The following is a 19,267-nucleotide window of genomic DNA, read 5'->3' on the forward strand; positions in this document are numbered from 1 at the left end:
ATGAAAGGGAATCAGTGTAACCAAAGGATAATGCCATAAAGGACCCCGCCTGCCTTTGTATTCCTTCTCACCATATTTGCAAAGATTGTGAATATAACACCAAACATCAAACTGATGATCATGTGAAGAACGAAACCAACGACTGGCGAATTGCTCCTTATCATGCCGGCGATTATCGGAAGCATCTCCTCTGGGGCACTAATCCGAATTGGATGAGTTTAACCGTTTACAATTTGTCCACCATTCACGTGTAGTATTTGCCCTGATATGTAAGATGCATCATCGGAGGCCAAGAATACATAAGCAGTTGCCACTTCAAACGGCTGACCGGCTCTCTTTATGGGAACATTGTCCCCAAATGTGGCAATCTGTTCAGGAGGTAAGGAAGATGGAATTAATGGAGTCCAAATTGGTCCAGGAGCCACACCATTGACTCGAATCCCTTGAGATGCCAGTGACAATGACAACGAACGTGTAAATGAAACAATGGCTCCTTTTGATGCAGAGTAGTCAATTGAATCCTGAGTTCCTAGATAGGCACTAATAGAGGTTGTATTTATTATAGAGCTCCCTGGAGCCATGTAGGGTAATGCAGCTTTCGTTAAAATAAACTGAGAAAATACATTTGTGTGAAAAGTACTTGCTCGTTGCTTCGAATCCACCTCTAGCAGACTGTTCTTTACATATAATACACCGGCATTATTCACGAGAATGTCAATATGACCAAAATGGTGTATCGTCTGCGATACAACTTGTTCGCGTGGCTGCTCATATCCAATATCGCCAGGAATGATGATGCATCGACGTCCATACTTGTTGACATAGAACATCGTCTCGTTTGCATCTCTGTGTTCATTTAGGTATGAGATTGCAATGTCTGCTCCTTCTTTGGCGAAGGCTACAGCTACAGCTCTCCCAATTCCACTATCCCCACCAGTTATAAGAGCCACCTTATTCAAAAGTTTACCAGCTGGTTTATAATTGGGGTTATCAAATATAGGTCTGGGTGTCATTAATGATTCAATGCCAGGTTTACTTTGTTGCTTAGGCGGGAAACCCATTACATACACTCCTCTCGGCATTTTCCTATAGAATGAAATTAAATTTTTGATATAAGTTATGATTATCATTTGGGGAATATACCCTTTAATAATGAGAATAAATAGAGGAAGGGAAGAGAAATTCCTTCAAGAAGGTGAAATAAACAGGCGATCTTAGAGTAAATAATTAAGGAATTCAAACAGGGAGCGTAAGATTGTGAAGGAATGTACTAAAACAAACGAGGGCGTTGATTCAAGAAGGATTGACGCTCTATTTGTTGCACCAATGTATTAACCAACAGATTTACTGGACGTTTCACCGATAGTAATTATAAATTGTTTTAAGTAGTTTCAAGAAATTTTAGGTGATATAATTATATAAACTATTCATGGAAGAGGTGATTGTCAACATGAATACAGCAAAAGAACGTTTACTTAAAATTATTGAAGAAATACCAGAACAAGAAGTAGATAAAATTTTGGATTTTGCAGAATTTTTAAAAGCGAAACAGGAAAAAAGCTTATCTAAGGATTTAATGAAGGCAAGTGAAAGTAGTCTTGATTTTTGGGATAATGATATCGATGATGAGGTTTGGAATAATATATAAGCAGGGTGATATTGTTCTAGTTCCTGTTCCATACAGTGATTTAACAAATAAAAAGCAACGGCCAGTACTTGTTATTTCGAATGATAACTATAACAAAATAACGGAAGATCTAGTTGTAGTTGCAATTACTTCACAATTAAAGGATCTTGATTATTCTGTAGTTATAGAATCAAAAGATTTAAGTGAGGGTGAACTTAAAGTTACTTCGGTAGTTCGAGCGGATAAAGTTTACACACTTTCAAAAGATATTGTCAGAAAAAAATTTGGAAAAGTTCACCCTGAAGTTTTGGAGGGTGTTCGGACAAAATTAGTTGAATTGTTTAAATAAATATTGAAAAAAGGGCTGACAAGCAGTCCTTTTTTAGTATATATAGATTTTTAAATGTAATTATGTGAAAAACTTCACTTAAGGTAACGGGTAGAGTTAATCGAAGATGGATTAACGTTTTTCTACGGGAATGCTACCGAAAAAAGAGAGTATTTTGGGAAATACTAATAAAAGTTAATTATTTTATTACTTTTATGAACTAGCCCAGAACACCCGTGACTTAAGTCGTGGGATGAATGGGCTTTATCCTTTTAAATAAAAATAATAGACGAACATACATTCCTGATGGTAAAATATAGCTATGAAAGCGAGGTGAAAAACACAATGGACTCGGAAAAGGAATATCGCACTTATCAGATTAACGTTAAAAAGGGTCATAAATTGTATCCGTATTTTGATGATCTTTGTTTGAAAAGTAATAACTTATACAACACAACGAATTTCTTCATTCGACAAGTATACACCGCCTTACATCAAGAAAGACAACTACAGCCATTACAAAAAGAAGTGATGGATATCCTCCATGAAAACATCCATAAAATGAACGCAGCACAACATAAAGCCTATTTAAAAAGAATGGAAAAAGAAAATCAAAAGCTGGAACATAAGAGTAAGAAAGTAAGGGAAGTTACGTTTGAAATACAAACCAGGGAAAAACCCTTTTTAGGCTACTCATTCTTAGATTGTTTGTTTAAAACCATGAAACAGAAAGATTACTATTCATGGGATATTAATGCGGCAGCGATGAAACAAGAAGTTTATTAACCATTGGTGAATCTGTTGATACGGTAAATTTATCAAATGTAACCCCATTTGAATGGGATGTAGCGTACTCTTTTGACCCATATACAGCAAAAGATACGATATATGAAACTGTGGGGTATAAATGGGATAATATCAGCGAAACGGTAAGTGAAGGGATGGACCAAATTGTTTTTATTAAGGATGGAAAAGTGGTTTGTTATTTGTATGGATACCCTGAAAATAATGGATTCGGGATCTATTTTTCAAGTGAAAATAATACGGGAGTAGCCTCTGCTTCTGTACTTAGTGTTGAGGATGATTTAATTTTTAAAGTGGTAAAAAGCGATAATGTCATATATTTAAAAAAGGATTAGGCAAGAAACAAATCTTTAACGAATGGGTTGCTTTACAGGCGATTTGGTAATTCTTTTGGTGCTTCGGGATATTCATGGAGCAGCCAATATAGGAGGAAGTTTGTACGCTCTTGTTGTCCTGAAAAATCCTTAATTCAACTTTGCTCAGAATTTGTTGTAATGAAGTAAAATTGGATAGAATCATAGCTATGAAGGTACAAAATAACCTAGAAAAATAGTAATAAAATCGACAAGTGCACAGGCACTTGTCGATTCATTTTTTAAAACAATCCCTTTACAACATAAAATGAATTTTATATGATTAAGTATATTGACGATAGAATATTCACAATAATTAAAATATTCTAAACTATACTGTAAAAAAATCACTGTAAGAGGGAGTTTGTAGAAATTCATTTAATTTAATGTTCTATGGAGGGATTCAATGGCCCGGGACCCAAAAATGTCTACGTATGAATATAGTGATTTTAGTTCGATGGTGAAAAATGAATGGGCTTTATTTCTTGAAAACGGTCAAGTTTCAAAAAAAATTCGTTCGGAAATCCTTCATTCCTGGGACCGTTCAAAAGACTTCGGAGTTAACCCCTATAAACGCCAAATTGAACAAATTGTTAAGGACAGTGATCTCGTTGATAATAAAAGTAAAAATGAAAGATTACTTTCGATTGCTCGACCGGATTTGCAATATTTGGAGGATTTAGTCTCCGGGACTGAAACCATCATAACTATAAGTGATCATAATGGATTATTATTAGAAATGTATGGTGACCAACAGATATTAAAAGAGGGCAGGAAAATTCATTTCATGCCTGGCGCTATTTGGAGTGAGGAAATAGGTGGCACAAATGCAGTTGGGACTGTGATTAAAAGTCGGAAGCCCGAACAGATTCTTTTTTCAGAGCATTTTTGCAGCGGATGGCAGGATTGGGTTTGTGCGGCCGCCCCAATTATTCACCCTTTAACAAAAGAGTTATTAGGGGTTTTGGACATTTCGGGTAAATGGAAAAACGTAAACCACCATACATTGAGTCTAGCCATCTCAAAATCACAAAAAATATCAAAAATAATTGGAGGTAGTTTCTATCTGAGTACCTTAGAAAGTAATCCATTTTTGCGAACCACATTTGATACTTGTGATGATGGTGTTATCATAATTGATGCAAAAAAACAAATACTACAAGTCAATCAGAAAATGAAAACCTTGTTGCAGTCTAGTCAATTTACATATATTGAAGAATGGCCTGAACTAAATAAAGTAGTAGATGATGTCCTTTCTGAAAATAATAGACTTGTGGAAGAAAAAATTATGTTATCTTCGAAAAAGCATACATTTATCTGCTCTGCTCAACAAGTATTAGTTGATAATATTATTTTGGGCGCAGTATTACGGTTCCGTGAAAGAATGCCTTTACTTAAAATGAATAATCATCCTTCTACTCCATTAAGCAGAGATGCTACTACACGCTATACTTTTTCAAATATGATTGGAACATCACCTGCATTTACAAAAGTTGTAAAAAATGCCAATAAGGCAGCTATGCTGGATTCTACCTTATTCCTCTCCGGCGAAACTGGTACAGGAAAAGAGGTATTTGCACAAGCCATTCATCAAGCAAGTAAAAGAAACGAAAAGCCATTTATTGCAATAAATTGTGGTGCCATACCACGGGACTTAATTGAGAGTGAACTATTTGGGTATGAAGCGGGTGCTTTTACAGGTGCAAAGGGGAAAGGAAGTCCGGGCAAGTTTGAGATGGCTCATGGTGGGACCATTTTTCTTGATGAAATCGGAGACATGCCATTAACTGCTCAAATTCATTTGCTCAGAATTTTAGAAGAAAAAACGGTCACAAGGATTGGAAGTGCAAGGCCCATTCCAATTGATGTCCGGGTTATTGCAGCGACTCATAAAAATTTATTAGCAGCCGTCCGAAAAGGGGAGTTTCGGGAAGATCTTTACTTTAGGCTTCGAGTAATTCAATTAAGACTACCTGCATTACGTGAAAGAATTTCAGATATTTCACATTTAGTTCAACACTTTGTTGATCAGCTTTCCCCACAGTTTGGTGTTTCAAATATAGAAATCCCACAAGACACCTTTGAATATCTTCAACAATATTCTTGGCCGGGTAATATAAGAGAATTAAAAAATGTAATCGAACAATCATTATTTAACATGGAAGGAACTATCTTGCTTCCAAATGACCTTCCACAGGAACTATTGGAGGTTATTGAAAATCCAAATGAATCAGAAAAAGAGAAATTGATTGATGCCATTCTTAAGGAGTCTGGAAGTATTGCCAAAGCTGCCACTAGACTTGGAATTTCTAGGGCAACGATGTATCGGAAACTGAAACAGTATCAAATTGATACGGAAACAATGAAAGAAAATATCAATTAAATGAAATGATTGCAAATGCGGTTCCCTTTAATAGGGGGGCCGTATTTTTTTGTTTATTTCTTTCACTTTCTCAAACTTTGTCTCACTGAAACAGTTTTTTTCTCAATGTGACAGTATTGAGAAAGATAAAACAAAAAAAGAGAAACAGAAACCCTTGAAATACCGGTTTTATAAAAAAATAATACCATTTTAAAATTTGGCACGATCCTTGCAATAAATATAAGGCATACAGGAGATGTTTAGTAACTGTATTTAAACTTTTGTACCTTCTTAAAATTTAAAATTGAAAAAGGAAAGGGGATATGAATATGGGTTTACTTATGACCATTGATAATGGTGGTACCTTTACAGATGCCTGTATTATCAATAAAGATCAAGTAGTACGTTCAAAAGCATTGACAACTCCCTATGATTTAACAAAATGTTTCGTTGAAGTAATTAAAAGTGCGTCAAAAGAACTTTATGGAGAAGAGAATATTCGCCGTCTTTTGTCTGAATTAGAATACCTTAGATATTCCACAACGGCTGGTACAAATGCCATCGTGCAAAAAAAGGGCCCGCGTTTAGGATTGATTTTACGAGATGGCATTGATGATTCCTATTTAACCCAAAACGAAGAAGAGCAGGAAATGTTTGCTGCGATGGTGGACGATCGAGTAGTTGGAGTCAATTCAGAATTAGAGGACTATGACTTGGAAAACCATGTAGTTGAGGTTGTAAATCAACTTCTTTCAAAAGGTGCGAATCGAATCGTCGTCAGTTTAAGTGGGCCTTTCTTAGTGAAGGATGAGGAGAAAATCAAAAAAATCATTTTAAGTAAATACCCACGCCATCTACTTGGAGCGGTTCCTGTACTATTTTCACATGAACTGGTTGATGATCCAAATAATAGTAGAAGAACGTGGGGGGCTTTAATCAATGCCTTTTTACACTCCGGTATGGAACGTTTTCTATATAATGCTGAAAATTTCCTTCGCGATTATCGTGCTAAAAATCCAATGCTTATTTTCCACAATGATGGAAATTCAGCAAGGGTTGCAAAAACTACAGCTATTAAAACGTACGGGTCCGGCCCTCGAGGTGGCATGGAGGGAACTAAGGTACTGGCCGAGCACTATAATATACCGGCACTTTTAACATTGGATATCGGTGGAACAACGTCCGATATTGGTTTAGTTCATCAAAACAGAATTAAAGAAGATATCTTTGGCCGAATTGAAAATATTACTACGTCATTTTCTTTAAGTGATTTAATCAGTATCGGTGCTGGAGGCAGTTCCATTTTTAAAGTAGAGAATGGAAAGGTTAAAGTGGGGCCTGAAAGTGTTGGCGCAGTACCTGGACCAGCTTGCTTCGCACGTGGAGGCGAAGAACCAACGATAACAGATGCTTACCTACTGATGGGTGTCCTTGATTCACGCTCCTATTTTGGTGGGAACATGGTATTGGATGAAGAAAGAGCAAAGGTTGCTATATTGGAAAAAATAGCCAACCCTTTAGGGATCACATTAGAAGACGCTTTATTAAGAATGGAAAAGGCTTATGAAGAAAAAATTGCAAAGGGTCTTGCAATATATAAAGACCAGGTTCAAGAGCCTGTTCTACTTGCCTTCGGTGGCGCAGGACCGATGAGTGCATGTGGTGTCGCGCGTGAGGCAGGTATTAAAGAGGTGATCGTTCCACGACTCGCAGCAATCTTTAGTGCCTTTGGTATTAGCTTTAGCGATGTTGCTCATGAATACCAGGCCGCTATTGTTAAAGCAACAAAAGCAGACATTCAAGAACAATTGTCACAATTGCTTGAGCGCTCTAAACGGGATATGTATGCAGAAGGGTTTGATTTTGCTGATTGTTACGTTGAGTCAAGCATCAGTTATATCCGAAATGGCGAACATATCATAAAGCCTTATTTACTGGAAGGAGAAGTACCAGAAGGTATTAAAGATGGAACCGATCCTCGAATCCATTTACGTGTAGTGAAGCCGATTGAACATTATAAACTTACTACTGAAAAAGTTACATCTGTAAGCACTCCGACTACAACTCAATATCAATCGATTATTCATGAAGGCGGAAAAAACATGAATGTACCAGTTTATAAGTTTGATGAAATGGTACCAGGTACAACTGGCATGGGACCTGCGATTATTGAGGATCAATTGTTTACCTGCCGAGTTCTTGAGGGATGGCAGTTCAAGATCAATGAAAATCGAGATATCTTTCTAAGTTGTGAAGGGAGGAACTAATCAATGAAGACGAACATGACGGAATATTTAGCCATCGATTTAGAAAAAGAGGTTTGGTGTTGTAGAAAATGTAATAACGAAATTATCTCAGCCAGGAGCAATTATAAGGAAGGCCTATTAGTTTATAATCGTAATCCAGTAGAAATTCATAAACCGATTATTAATCCTGATTTATATGAATTTACATTTGCACCAGATCCGGATTGGTGCCAAATTCTAGAGTATTATTGTCCTAATTGTGGAACACAGGTGGAAGTTGAATACTTGCCGCCAGGACATCCTCCAATCCATGACATGGAATTTGATATAGATTCGCTAAAAGCACGCTATGTAAAGAGAGAGGGGCAGAAAGCATGAAACAAGTGAGTGTTGATATCGGTGGTACATTTACGGATTGTTTCTTAGTGTGGGATGATATCTATCTTGAAACGAAAGCGCTAACAACGCACCATAATCTTGCGCTTGGATTTATGGATGCATTGGAGCAGGCATGTAAACAATTAGGAAAAAGTATTCAAACGGTCCTATCCCAATTAGATTCTGTACGTTATGCTACCACGCTTGGGACGAATGCTTTGCTTGAGAGAAAAGGGCCTAAAATTGGTCTCTTGACAACTGCCGGCTACGAAAGTCAGGTACCACTTAGCCGCGGCAGAGGTTATGGGGATGGATTAACACCAAGAGAGCAGATGGATTTACCAGCTGGTCAGCGCCCAGTTCCAATTGTTCCTGCACAGATGATTGCTGGGGTTCGTGAACGTATTGATTCGAGTGGTAATGTTTTTATGGATTTGGATGAAGAACATTTACGTCAACAAATACGTTTACTAGTAGACCGTGGCGCTCAGGCATTTGTAGTTGGATTAATGAATTCCGTTGTAAATCCTGTTCATGAAAGAAAAGTTGAACAGATTATCTTGGAAGAATATCCCACCCATAGGTTAGGATCCATTCCAGTTATTTTATCGCATCAGGTTGCGGAACGAAAGGGAGAATATGTTCGGATTACTTCAGCAATTTTAGATGCCTATCTACATGACCAAATGTACCATGCTTTAAGTTCACTTGAAATGACATTAAAAGAATACGGCTACACTAAGCCGATGTTAGTTGTTCACAATATTGGCGGTATGTCCCAGCTTAACTCTACCCATGCGCTTCAGACCATACACTCGGGCCCTACAGCTGGTATCAACGCTTCTGAACATTTATCAGATGAATTTAATGTTGGTAATTTAGTTGCAATGGATATGGGCGGCACAAGCTGTGATATTGGTATTGTCGTTGGCGGAGGAATTCGTTTCTATGATTTCAATCCTATCATAGATAGATGGCTTGTTAGTGTACCAATGCTTCATCTAGGAATTATCGGAGCAGGCGGCGGTTCCATCGCAAGATATGATAAAACTCTAAAAGAAATAGAAGTTGGTCCTCAAAGTGCTGGCTCCGAACCAGGCCCTGCTTGCTTTGACCAGGGAGGATTAGACCCAACGGTCACTGATTCAGATCTTATCCTTGGTTATTTGGATCCTGAATACTATGCTGAAGGACATATTTCTCTTAATAAGAAACGTTCTGAATTTGCAATCGAAGAAGCACTCTGTGATGAAATGGATTTAACGGTTGTAGAGGCTGCCCGCCAGATGAAGAAGAAAGTAGATACAAATATGGCACATGCCATTTTTAAAGAGCTTGGCGTTAAAGGATATGATCCGAAAAACTTTACGCTTCTTGCATACGGGGGTAATGGTCCGCTGCATTGCTGCAGCATCGCCAATGTACTAGAGATTGATAGAATTCTAATCCCGCCATTTTCACCAATCTTTTCTGCAGTAGGAGCAGGGATTATGAATCAAGTCAATATCCATGAAAAATCAGTATTTATGAATATTTATGATTCTAATACTCGAAGATTATTTAACGATTATGAAAAATTTAATGCTATTGTTACGGAACTAGAAGAGGCAGGACGAGAAGAATTGCTTCGCCAAGGAATCAATGAAGAGTTGATCCAACATCGTCTGGAACTTGATATGCGCTATGGAAATCAATTAACACAAACATCTGTTATTTCGCCAATTAACCGTCTGACCAACATCGAAGAAGTGCTGGAGCTTATAAAAGCTTTCAGTGTAAATTACGGTGAACGTTTTGGAGAAGGAAGCCAACAGCCTGAAGCTGGTATTCGGATTAATACGATTCGTGTCACATCTTTTGTTGAACTTGAACGGGTTGAATTCAAGCGCCCTGTTGAAGGTGATGTCGTAACACCGAAGCCTCAGAGTACGCGTGATTGCTATTTCGTTGATATTGATGGGCCGGTTCCAACCAATGTATATCGCACAGAATCATTAACAACTGGTTGTGTGATTGAGGGGCCTGCCTTGGTCGAATCACCTCGTACTACCTATTTAATTGAACCAGGCTGGAAATTAGTAATGGGCGAACAAAACTCAGCTTGGATTCTAAATGCAAAGAAAAATATATCAAGCACTGATTTCATGCAAGATCAGAAGTCTTCTAAAAAATCAATCACCATAAAATAATAAAGGAGTGTGCAGGATGGCAATTGAGGCAACAAACCGTGAGAAAGAACTCATTGAACAGTTTTTGAAGGAAACCACACTATTTATTGGTCCTGAGCCAAGCTTAATGCAAAACCACAAACTAGAACCAATAACGCAAAGAGAAATAGATGCAATTAGAAAAGTATCAGACCCTTCAGTCATAAGTGTTGCCCGAAGTAAAATGCAAGCGGGAGCCAATGAGGCATTTGAAATGCTTGAACAAATTGGGGCTGCCCCAGGTGCTAAGTGGGGGGATTTAGTATGTGGTATTTTTACGGCAAGCGGTGATTTATCCATTGTTAGCTCTGGTGGGGTTTTGATTTTTTCTGGGTGTACGCAATATGGAGTAAAGTATATCGTTGACAACTGGTTAAATGATCCAGAAGTTGGGGTTGAACCGGGGGACATCTTCTATTATAACGATGCCCGTTATGGCGGGGTACACAATACAGATCAAAACTTAATATTACCGGTATTTGAAAATGGCGAACTTATTGCCTGGATTGTAACTGTTGTTCATGAAGGCGAAAATGGAGCGATTGAACCTGGCGGAATGCCATCAGCAGCTGAACAAGTTTATGACCAAGGGTTAGCGATTTCACCAATCCGAGTTGGCAGAAACTACAAATTCTATAAGGACCTTGTTACTTATTTCCAAAACTCAGTTCGTGAACCTAAGTTGATGGTAGTAGATATGAAGGCTAAATTGTATGCCGCTCTTCGAATCCAACAAAGAATTCAAGAAACGATTCAGGAATACGGAGTGGATGCTGTCATTTCTGTATTAAGAAAAACGTTGGATGATACGGTGGAAGAGGTGCAGCGCCGTTTAACTCAATGGCCGGATGGAAAAGTTCGAATGATGGGTATTGCTGACAGTACGCTAAGAGAGAATCTATTAATTAAAGTAAATTTAGAATTAACAAAAAAAGGAAATGAATTAACGCTTGATTTCCGTGGTTCTTCTCCAGAATTTGCAAATAGGCCGAACAATTCTGTCACTAGTGCAATGAAGGGAATGCTTGCACAATTATTCCTTTCCTTTGTCTGGCCAGATTTGCCAAGAAACCAGGCTGTACTAGCGCCAATGAAATTTATTATTGATGATCATTCAATTTACAATGCATCATTTGATGTACCAAATGCTCAAAGTATGATGACGTTCTTCCCAGCCTTTACTGTAACTCAGGCTGCACTTGCTAAATTTTTATATAACAGTCCGGAAAAAACAACAAATCTTATAGCTCCGTGGTATAACATGATTCGGACCATCATATACGGTGGTGTAACCCAACATGGGGAAGTCGTTGGAAACCTTTGTGCCGATTTAAATGGTATGCCAGGAGGAGCACGTGATGGACTTGATGGTGAGCATTCAATTGCTCCAATCTTTGCCCCAATGGCGGAGCAGGGAGAGCAGGAATTCATTGAAGAAGAGGTACCAATTATCCAGCTTTCACGTCAAATTTTGAAAGATAACCAAGGGTTTGGAAAATACCGCGGCGGTCAGGGTTATCAGATGATTGTAACGCAAAAGGATTCTGATTACTTTGGTTTTATGACAACGACAATTGGATCAAAATATCCTTCAACATATGGAATCTTTGGTGGGTATGCTTGTCCGACTTATCCGCTTGCAAAAATAAAAGGTATTAATATTTTTGAAATTTTAAAAGAAAACCCTGAAAAAATGGTGTATACATTTGAGGAACTCATGAACAATCGTCCATTTGAAAACGCCACATACTCCACACATCATGGTGGGTTGCAATTTGAGTTAGCGCAAGAAGGAGAACTATATGTCATTACTCAAGGTGCAGGCGGAGGATATGGAGATGTCCTTGATCGTGATCCGGAATTAGTTATTAAAGATGTTGAGGAAAACCTTATTTCCGAAGAAACAGCCAATCGTATTTACAAGGTTTTCTTTAATCCAGAAACGTTGGCTCTAGATATTGAAAAGACTGAAGCAGCACGGAAAGAAGAAAGAGAAAACCGTTTGCAACGAGGGGTTCCTTATTCTGAATTTGTTAAGAACTGGACAACGGATGCACCGCCGGAAAATCTTCCATTCTATGGATCATGGAAAGAAAAGGATACCATCTATGCCGGATCTCCAACTAATATTATGAAAGAAGGAAACTTGTCTGCTGTTTGGCTTCCTAATCCAAGAGATGTTCGCATTCAGGAACTTGAAGAAGAACTTGCTGCATTACGTAAATCTAATAAATAAGCAAATGGATAGAGGAGGTTTAGTCTGAAGTGAATTTTTTGAATAGTACAAAAACAAAACCTGCTGTTTGGATCGATTTCATTCATTATGCTAACCGGCTGTTTGCAGCGGGTAGGAATAATTTATGGAGCAATGAAGATACGTATATCTCTATCTTTAGTCAGGGGCAAAGTTTGATTAAATCAGATGTACTAGGTATTTCAATTCACAATTTTTATCGAACATGGTTAAGCAATAATATGGATTTAATACAGACTTATACTGGAAAAAAAACGACCTTTATCCTGAAAAAAATAGTAGCTGCTGATGAGCCTAAGAGCGTAATCAAGAATGTGTTATCAGGTTTTGTAAATCTATACAATGGGTCGAAGCCAATTGCTCTTGTTGTACCGTCTCCTCAATTATGGCTAAACTGGCTTTATTCAACGATACGCCCTGAAGAAGTGGCGTCACTAGGGGAAAATGAGATTGAGGCTGCTGCCATGTATTTGGCTGAATTTTTAAGAGATTATTCGTCCTTTGGAATTTCAACGATTGTACTTGAAGAGGATGATCAATCTTCTGTTCGTTCTTCTGAGATGGTCACTCTATATAAGCCGGTTATCAATATAGCTAGACATTATCAGTGGTCTACAGGACTGCTTATCGATGGAACAGCTCATAAAGATGTTAATAAATCCAATGACCTTGATTTCTTTCTAATAAAAGGGAGCGATTTTTCGGAACTGAGTCCCCTCTTACAAGAAAATGAAAGGATTGGTGGAGGATTAAATGCTCAATTTTGGTCCGGCCAACAGATCAATACCGGAAATTCAACATTAGTCTATGGTGAAGTACCAGAAAACGCAGACCCCGAAACAGTGTTAGCCCAATTAAAGAGTATTAGAGAGTAGTCTAATGGTTTCCTATCCTCGTGATCAAATATGGTCACGAGGAAATGATTTTCATAGGTTAATTTTAAAAAGGGGGAAGTAACGGTGAGTTTTTCTCAACTAACCTTAAAAGACATTTATAAAAACGTTTTTTCAAGAAATCGGGAAAAAGTTGCCTTAGTTTTTGATAAACAAACCTTAACCTACGGTGAATTATTAAAGTCCGCCAACCGTGTTGCACGAGCTTTGATGCGTCGCGGTATTAAAGCCAACTCTAGAGTTGCATTGCTGATGTCGAACTGCCTTGAGTACGTGATTAGCGATATGGGGATTATCCAGGCTGGAGCAGCAAAAGTACCACTTAATGACATGCTAGGTGAAAAGGAAATCCTGCATATTTTAAAACATTCAAATGCAAAGGTATTAATCGTCGATTGTGCCTTTTTTGAAATGATTGAAAAAATAAAAAATGAACTTCCTGAAATGGAGACGATTGTCGCTGTTGGTAGTCAGGGTAATCACCCGACAAGTTTTATTTCATGGGAAGAATTTCAAGGGTTTGAATCGGAAGATGATGTGGAAGAAACAGGTTCTGGGCAGGATATAGCGGTCATTATGTATACAGGAGGTACTACGGGATTACCAAAGGGCGTAGTACATACAAAGGGAAATATTGCGGTTAATCTGCTATCACATATTATTGAACTTTGTCTGAATGATGATGAGAAAATTTTACTTACAACACCGCTGCCACATAGTGCTGGGTTTGTATTAGCAGCTGGTTTAGCAAAAGGGGCGACGCATTTTATTGAGAAAAAATTTGACCCGGAGCTTGTCCTAACCCATCTTGAGCAAAATCGGATTACCCTTACGTTTATGGTGCCAACCATGATTTATAGAGTAATAGATACGATCAATGGAAGAAGACCAAATTTCTCTAACCTACGGACCATTGTATATGGGGCTGCCCCGATTACAGTTGAGAGATTAAAACAAGGATTAGATATTTTTGGACCGGTATTCACCCAACTTTTTGGCCAATCAGAGGCTCCAAACTTTATTTCAAGACTTAGAAAATCAGATCATTCTTTAGATCCATCAAATGAAAAGCGATTAAGAAGCTGTGGTCAGCCCGTACTAATGGCCCAGGTAAGAATTGTGGATGAGGATGGCAAGGAAGTACCGCGCGGAACAGAGGGAGAAATCATTGCGAAAACGCCATATACTATGATTTGCTATCATGAAGCAAAGGATAAAACAGAAGAAACAGTGAAGGATGGCTGGCTTTATACAGGTGATGTAGGAATGATGGATGAGGACGGCTATATTTATCTACTGGATCGTAAAAAGGACATGATTATTTCCGGAGGTTTGAACGTTTATACTTCCGAAGTGGAAAACGTTATTCAGCAGTATCCAGGTGTAAGTCAGGTTGCCGTCATTGGAATCCCTCATTCAGACTGGGGTGAGGTGGTTTCCGCTATTATTGTTCCAGCTAAAAGTGTATCGCTTACGGAGGAGGAAATTCAAAGCTTCTGTGGGCAGCACTTAGCCAAATACAAACGTCCGAAAAATATTATTTTTAAGGATTCACTGCCTCTCACACCATATGGGAAAATCGACAAAAAGGTTTTGCGACACCCCTTTTGGGAAAAAGCAGGAAGAAATATTAACTAAGGTATTTTAGGAAGAAGTAATCAGGATGATGTGCCATTATTACAAATTGGCAACAAGGTCAGCCTTTCGGAATACAGAGACAATGTATCAATTTTTTCTATCCTATCCAACAAAGGAGAATGATTATGCGTGAAGTTGTTATAGTAAGTGGGAAGCGAACTCCAATCGGAGATTTTTCAGGAAAGTTGAGCAATTTTTCTGCGGTAGATTTAGGAATACATGCCCTTAAAGCGGTCATTGAAGAAACAGGAATTGATCCAAATGAAATTGAAGAAGTGATTGCTGGACATATTTATCAATCCGGGTGTAAAGGAAATACTGCTAGACAGGTTGCATTAGGAGCAGGTTGTAATGTTGAAACTGTTGCCTTAACCATCAACCAGCAGTGCCCATCTTCATTACGTGCTACTGAAATCTTAGCTCAAAATATTATGCTAGGGAAGGTTAGTGTAGGGGCCGTTGCTGGTTATGAAAGTATGACAAATGTTCCTCACATTTTACCAAAAGCACGAAACGGGTTCAAAATGGGAGATGCTACTATCATGGATGGCTTACTTCATGATGCCTTACTTGATGCATTTAATGGGTATCATATGGGTGTTACAGCAGAAAACTTAGCTGAAAAATATCATATTTCTAGGGAAGAGCAAGATGAATTAGCACTTTTAAGTCATCAACGAGCAATACAGGCCATTCAAAATGAAAAATTCAATCAGGAAATCATTCCAATTGAAATCAAGTCGAAAAGAGAAACAATGTTGATGGACAAGGATGAACATCCAAATCCAAATACAAGTTTGGAAACACTTGCTAAGCTTAGGCCTGCTTTCAAAAAAGACGGGACTGTCACCGCAGGAAATGCATCAAGCTTAAGTGATGGTGCAGCCGCCTTACTTCTAATGGAAAAGGAAAAAGCAAATGAACTTGGATTAAAACCGCTTGCCCGAATCGTATCTTCAGCCTCTGCAGCGGTTGATCCAAAATTCATGGGAATTGGTGTGGTTCCTGCGGTTAATAAGGCCTTACACTTTGCTGGATTGCAAAAGGATGATATTGATTATTGGGAAATAAATGAAGCATTTGCAGCACAATTCCTTGCAGTGAATCGTGAACTACAAATCAATATGGAAAAGGTTAATGCAAATGGATCTGGTATTTCTTTAGGTCATCCAGTTGGATGCACTGGAGCAAGGCTGATCGTTTCTTTACTACATGAAATGAAGCGCTGTAGTGCTCAGTATGGATGTGCTTCACTATGTGCAGGTGGTGGACCAGCAGCTGCAATTATTATTGAGTCTATTTAAAATTAACGATAAAGCTCTCAAATAAAAAAGTTAAAAAGGTTTTACACAAATTTCTTACATTTTTTGTGTAAAACCTTATATTATATATTCTTTTCCATTTTCTAGTTAATTTGGAACAATTTATACATTTTCCCACTGTGATATATGTACTATCCTTAATATAGTCTATATAATATTATATTAATATATTCTGAAGAGTATTGTAAGCGCTAACAGGTTTAAATGTCATTAAATATTCATTTCAATTGGTTGAATTCACCATGATGCTTAAACTATTATTTCTTTTAGTAGGTTATAATTGGCCGAAATAATAAGTGTATAAGTGAAACTCACGATTCATAATAATAGCATCATCAATTTCACTAGTAATTGGAGAAAAAAATATGATAAATATAGACTATATTATTTTTACGGTGTCTATTATTTGTATTACATTTTTAATAGAAAGAAAAAGGAAAGCATTATTTTCTGATTTGTATGTAAAAAAAGGGTTGGAAAATACGCAAAAATTGATAATGGTTTTCATTTTTCTGTTGGTTAGTGGAGGATGGTTGTTTGTTAGATTAGAAGAGAAATTTGAAATGAATGAAATCTATAAAAGCATAGCTGGGATGGCACCAACGATGGCCATTGAATTAGAGAAAATGAATCACGAAAAGATAAGCTTAAATACTGCACCTGATGATGCAGTCTATCTTGGGATGATTCGAAATATGGTTGATTGGATGAAAATTAATCCGCAAATAGACAGTATATACACCTTGCGGAAATTGCCAAATGGTACAAATGTATTCATTTTAGGTCCAGAAACAGATTATGATCGAAATGGGAAAATTGAAGGTGAATTAGAGAGTAGAATTCCAATAGGAGTAAAATATGATGAGCCAATTGTGGAACTGGAACAAGCTTTTAAAGGAAAGTACACTTTTCAGGATAAGGCTAATGAGGATAAATGGGGGGCTTTTGTAACGGCATATGGACCTATTTATAATAAATTAGGAAAAGTAGATGCGGTTCTTGGAATTGATTTAAATGAAAAGAGCTGGATCAACCAAATACGATTGGCAAGACTTAAAACGATTGGTTTACTTTTTATTTTATATATGTTGATCATTTCAACTTATTGGGTAAATAGTCAATTTCGATCGGCTATACGGAAGCTTGAACGAAAAGAAAAAGAGGTTTTGAACAGTGAAGCAAAGTACCAAAATCTCGTGGGCCTTTCCCCGGATGCGATCATGGTCCTACAAGATAGTCGGATTGTTTATATTAATCAAGTTGGGCTTCAATTGTTAAAGGTCAAGCATGAACAAGACATCATAGGAAAATCGATTTCAATGTTTTTTCATGAGAACGATCATGAGTTTATAGGGAAAATTGTAAACCAAATGCAATTAGGAGAAAAAATTGAAAATATTGAAAAAGAAATATGTAGTCGAGATGACCAAGAGAAAATTCATATTGAAATATCAGGTGCTCCGATTCATTTTGGTGATCTACCTTCTTACCAGTTAGTAGTTCGGAATATAACAAAGCGGAAGCAACAAGAAGAAAAAATATTCTATCAGGCTTATTTCGACTCCTTGACGGATCTTCCCAATCGGCATTTTGTTTATGAAAAGATGGAACGAGCTTTTGAAAAGAGCCTGGCACCAATAACGGTAATGATGATTGACTTGGATCGTTTTAAATGGATTAATGAAACTTTTGGGCAAAGAATTGGAGATCAAATCCTTCAAGAGACAGCACAACGCTTAAAAATAGTAGTTCGTAGTGAAAACATAGTAAGCAGATATAATGCAGATGAGTTTTTAGTAGTTTTTCCTTATTTACCACGGAAGACAGCGGTTAAAGTTGTAAATCGAATTCTCAATCATTTTCGGGAACCATTTCATATTAATTCTCAAGACATTTTTTTGACTGTGAGTGTTGGAGTTAGTATTTTCCCGGAAGATGGTCAAACAGCCGCAACTGTTTTGAAGAATGCAGAACAAGCATTAAACCATGCTAAATCGAAAGGTAGCCAAAGCTTTGAATTTTACGTTCATGAAATGCATGAATTAATTAGTCGCAAAGTAGAAATAGAAAATGGATTACGGAAAGCAATCGAGAAAAATGAGCTAGTCCTATATTACCAACCTCAAATTAACTTAACAACAGGAGAATTTGTTGGTGTGGAAGCCCTTGTCCGTTGGAAACATACAGAGGCAGGAATGATTTCTCCAAGCGAATTTATCCCTATAGCCGAAGAAACCGGAATGATTATTCCGATAGGCGAATGGATCTTACATAAGGCTTGTCAGCAACTTAAATGTTGGTTGGATCAAGGATATCCTCAGATACGAATGGCTGTGAATCTCTCTTCGGTCCAATTTATGGACGTAAATATCGTTAAAACGATTTCCAATGTGATTCAAAGAGAAGGAATACCGCCAGAGTTGTTAGAAGTCGAAATTACTGAGAGTTTGGCTATGAATGTGGATCAAATGCTAGATAATTTAATACAAATTAAGCAATTAGGGGTGATCATTTCAATTGATGATTTTGGAACAGGGTATAGCTCATTGAGCTATCTAAAGAAATTTCCGGTAGATAAATTGAAAATCGATCAATCCTTTGTTAAAAATATTCCTCATGATGAGGAGGATAATTCAATTGTTTCAACCATTGTTTCTATGGCTCATCATCTAGGATTAACAGTTATTGCTGAGGGAACAGAAACTGAAGAACAAGTTCAATATTTAGTCCAACAAGGATGTGAAGAAGCACAAGGTTATTTATTTGGGAAACCTGTACCAAGCCATGAAATTGAAATTCTATTGAAACAAGGGGAGAGACAGGGGGACAGGCCCCATGTCCCATCTTTTTAGGAT

The 19,267-nt window shown here is 37.6% G+C and carries 14 protein-coding genes; 13 read left to right on the forward strand and 1 reads right to left on the reverse strand.

What is annotated here, in order from left to right:
* Window positions 1-218 precede the first annotated feature (218 nt).
* Window positions 219-1,061 (reverse strand): SDR family oxidoreductase, encoded by an 843-nt coding sequence (locus ACNQFZ_RS20195; protein ID WP_458413086.1) that lies wholly within the window; start codon window positions 1,059-1,061, stop codon window positions 219-221.
* Between the two features lie 389 nt (window positions 1,062-1,450).
* On the opposite strand from ACNQFZ_RS20195, the gene ACNQFZ_RS20200 reads away from it, so the two are divergent.
* The 13 genes from ACNQFZ_RS20200 (at window position 1,451) to ACNQFZ_RS20260 (ending at window position 19,264) form a co-directional block, all read left to right on the forward strand.
* Window positions 1,451-1,648 carry a DUF2281 domain-containing protein gene (locus ACNQFZ_RS20200; protein WP_458413087.1) on the forward strand — a complete coding sequence of 66 codons (198 nt, stop codon included), beginning with the start codon at window positions 1,451-1,453 and terminating at the stop codon, window positions 1,646-1,648.
* Window positions 1,623-1,976: a type II toxin-antitoxin system PemK/MazF family toxin gene (locus ACNQFZ_RS20205; RefSeq protein ID WP_458413088.1), complete on the forward strand. Its 354-nt coding sequence runs from the start codon at window positions 1,623-1,625 to the stop codon at window positions 1,974-1,976. The genes ACNQFZ_RS20200 and ACNQFZ_RS20205 overlap by 26 nt, the downstream gene beginning before the upstream one ends.
* A gap of 324 nt (window positions 1,977-2,300) precedes the next feature.
* A complete protein-coding gene (locus ACNQFZ_RS20210) occupies window positions 2,301-2,741 on the forward strand; it encodes a hypothetical protein (protein ID WP_458413089.1) in 441 nt (146 codons plus the stop codon).
* A 110-nt stretch (window positions 2,742-2,851) separates the two neighbouring features.
* A complete protein-coding gene (locus ACNQFZ_RS20215; RefSeq protein WP_458413090.1) occupies window positions 2,852-3,094 on the forward strand; it encodes a hypothetical protein in 243 nt (80 codons plus the stop codon).
* Window positions 3,095-3,518: 424 nt separating this feature from the next.
* A complete protein-coding gene (locus ACNQFZ_RS20220) occupies window positions 3,519-5,495 on the forward strand; it encodes a sigma-54-dependent Fis family transcriptional regulator (RefSeq protein ID WP_458413091.1) in 1,977 nt (658 codons plus the stop codon).
* Between the two features lie 308 nt (window positions 5,496-5,803).
* On the forward strand, window positions 5,804-7,741 hold the full coding sequence (locus tag ACNQFZ_RS20225) for a hydantoinase/oxoprolinase family protein (RefSeq protein ID WP_458413092.1): 1,938 nt from the start codon (window positions 5,804-5,806) through the stop codon (window positions 7,739-7,741).
* A 3-nt stretch (window positions 7,742-7,744) separates the two neighbouring features.
* Window positions 7,745-8,098, forward strand: coding sequence for an acetone carboxylase subunit gamma (locus tag ACNQFZ_RS20230; RefSeq protein WP_458413093.1), 354 nt, complete (start codon window positions 7,745-7,747; stop codon window positions 8,096-8,098).
* Entirely contained in the window at window positions 8,095-10,287 is a 2,193-nt protein-coding gene (locus ACNQFZ_RS20235; protein WP_458413094.1) for a hydantoinase/oxoprolinase family protein, read from the forward strand. The genes ACNQFZ_RS20230 and ACNQFZ_RS20235 overlap by 4 nt, the downstream gene beginning before the upstream one ends.
* Window positions 10,288-10,303: 16 nt before the next feature.
* Entirely contained in the window at window positions 10,304-12,541 is a 2,238-nt protein-coding gene (locus ACNQFZ_RS20240; protein WP_458413095.1) for a hydantoinase B/oxoprolinase family protein, read from the forward strand.
* A gap of 29 nt (window positions 12,542-12,570) precedes the next feature.
* Window positions 12,571-13,434, forward strand: a complete 864-nt coding sequence (locus ACNQFZ_RS20245; RefSeq protein ID WP_458413096.1) for a hypothetical protein — start codon at window positions 12,571-12,573, stop codon at window positions 13,432-13,434.
* A gap of 84 nt (window positions 13,435-13,518) precedes the next feature.
* Window positions 13,519-15,090 (forward strand): class I adenylate-forming enzyme family protein, encoded by a 1,572-nt coding sequence (locus tag ACNQFZ_RS20250; protein ID WP_458413097.1) that lies wholly within the window; start codon window positions 13,519-13,521, stop codon window positions 15,088-15,090.
* Between the two features lie 125 nt (window positions 15,091-15,215).
* Window positions 15,216-16,394: a thiolase family protein gene (locus tag ACNQFZ_RS20255; RefSeq protein WP_458413098.1), complete on the forward strand. Its 1,179-nt coding sequence runs from the start codon at window positions 15,216-15,218 to the stop codon at window positions 16,392-16,394.
* A 383-nt stretch (window positions 16,395-16,777) separates the two neighbouring features.
* Window positions 16,778-19,264, forward strand: a complete 2,487-nt coding sequence (locus ACNQFZ_RS20260) for a putative bifunctional diguanylate cyclase/phosphodiesterase (RefSeq protein ID WP_458413099.1) — start codon at window positions 16,778-16,780, stop codon at window positions 19,262-19,264.
* The last annotated feature ends 3 nt before the right edge of the window (window positions 19,265-19,267 follow it).

It is taken from the genome of Schinkia acidoalkalinis, from assembly GCF_054301215.1.

Excerpts from the sequence above, each read along its gene's own strand:
- ACNQFZ_RS20240 (WP_458413095.1), top strand. The coding sequence starts at position 10,304 with ATGGCAATTGAGGCAACAAACCGTGAGAAAGAACTCATTGAACAGTTT.
- ACNQFZ_RS20225 (WP_458413092.1), top strand. The coding sequence starts at position 5,804 with ATGGGTTTACTTATGACCATTGATAATGGTGGTACCTTTACAGATGCC.
- ACNQFZ_RS20230 (WP_458413093.1), top strand. The coding sequence starts at position 7,745 with ATGAAGACGAACATGACGGAATATTTAGCCATCGATTTAGAAAAAGAG.
- ACNQFZ_RS20210 (WP_458413089.1), top strand. The coding sequence starts at position 2,301 with ATGGACTCGGAAAAGGAATATCGCACTTATCAGATTAACGTTAAAAAG.
- ACNQFZ_RS20260 (WP_458413099.1), top strand. The coding sequence starts at position 16,778 with ATGATAAATATAGACTATATTATTTTTACGGTGTCTATTATTTGTATT.
- ACNQFZ_RS20235 (WP_458413094.1), top strand. The coding sequence starts at position 8,095 with ATGAAACAAGTGAGTGTTGATATCGGTGGTACATTTACGGATTGTTTC.
- ACNQFZ_RS20205 (WP_458413088.1), top strand. The coding sequence starts at position 1,623 with ATGATGAGGTTTGGAATAATATATAAGCAGGGTGATATTGTTCTAGTT.
- ACNQFZ_RS20255 (WP_458413098.1), top strand. The coding sequence starts at position 15,216 with ATGCGTGAAGTTGTTATAGTAAGTGGGAAGCGAACTCCAATCGGAGAT.
- ACNQFZ_RS20220 (WP_458413091.1), top strand. The coding sequence starts at position 3,519 with ATGGCCCGGGACCCAAAAATGTCTACGTATGAATATAGTGATTTTAGT.
- ACNQFZ_RS20200 (WP_458413087.1), top strand. The coding sequence starts at position 1,451 with ATGAATACAGCAAAAGAACGTTTACTTAAAATTATTGAAGAAATACCA.
- ACNQFZ_RS20195 (WP_458413086.1), bottom strand. The coding sequence starts at position 1,061 with ATGGGTTTCCCGCCTAAGCAACAAAGTAAACCTGGCATTGAATCATTA.